Below are 1,085 nucleotides of genomic sequence, written 5' to 3' on the forward strand. Positions count from 1 at the left end.
CCCTCGTTGATGCGGCGCAGCGCCTCGCCGAGGTTGGTGGCACCGCAGACGAAGGGAACCGTGAAGTTCCACTTGTCGATGTGGTGGGTGTAGTCGGCCGGGGTCAGGACCTCGGACTCGTCGATGTAGTCCACGCCCAGGGACTGCAGGACCTGGGCCTCGACGAAGTGGCCGATGCGGGCCTTGGCCATGACGGGGATGGACACGGCGGCGATGATCGCATCGATCATGTCCGGGTCCGACATGCGGGACACGCCGCCCTGGGCGCGGATGTCGGCGGGAACCCGCTCGAGCGCCATGACGGCCACGGCACCGGCATCTTCGGCGATGCGGGCCTGCTCGACGTTGACGACGTCCATGATGACGCCGCCCTTGAGCATCTCGGCCATACCGCGCTTGACGCGGTTGCTGCCCGTAACGCTGGCTGCGGACGAACCGGCTTCGTTGCTTACATCAGGTGTAGACACAAAAACCCCTATGGGTAGATAGAAGACCTTGGCCGGGGCGCAGGCGGACAGGGGCCACACACAGCGCACACCGGATTTCCAGGTCACATTGACCAAGTAACTTCAATACTAGTCCCCTGCGCTGTGCCCGTCGTACTTGATTACCAGCCTCGGCCACGCAGTTCTGCCGGCACCGGCAGGCGTCGCAGACCGCCTGATATGAGGACGAGGACACGATCGCTAGCTAGCTGGGTTAAAAATGTCAGACCCTCGTGACAGGGTTTATTCATGGAAGGCATCGGTCAACTCGTGGCACGTCGGGCAGCCCCGCCCGACGGCGGGATCGCGGCGCCGGGACGGGTTTCCCGCCGCTTGAAGCCCGTTGCTGCCCGGCATGCCGGGCAGCAACGCCCGGCCGCCGCCGTGCCGTCGCCAGCGAGCGGCCTTGATCTGGCGGTGGCGGCGATGGATGCGCTGCGTTCGGCTGCTTTCTCCGACGCCCGCTTGTTTGCTTTCCCCGAAGCCGCTGATTTCGCCGGCACGGTCGAGGAGATCTCCCGGACGGTGGAGTTTTTGCAGCTCGTAGCGGCCCAGGCCGTGGAGCGGACCCGGCGCGAAGCCCAGGCGGCACGGCAGTCA

The 1,085-nt window shown here is 65.7% G+C and carries 2 pseudogenes; one reads left to right on the forward strand and one right to left on the reverse strand.

The features are described 5' to 3' along the window. A pseudogene (locus tag AB4Z38_RS25635) lies at positions 1 to 389 on the reverse strand (pyridoxal 5'-phosphate synthase lyase subunit PdxS); the annotation flags it as partial. A gap of 345 nt (positions 390 to 734) precedes the next feature. Between AB4Z38_RS25635 and AB4Z38_RS25640 the strand changes: the two are divergent. Then, a pseudogene (locus AB4Z38_RS25640) lies at positions 735 to 1,085 on the forward strand (hypothetical protein); the annotation flags it as partial.

The sequence above is a fragment of the Arthrobacter sp. 2RAF6 genome (assembly GCF_052115205.1).
GTDB lineage: Bacteria > Actinomycetota > Actinomycetes > Actinomycetales > Micrococcaceae > Arthrobacter.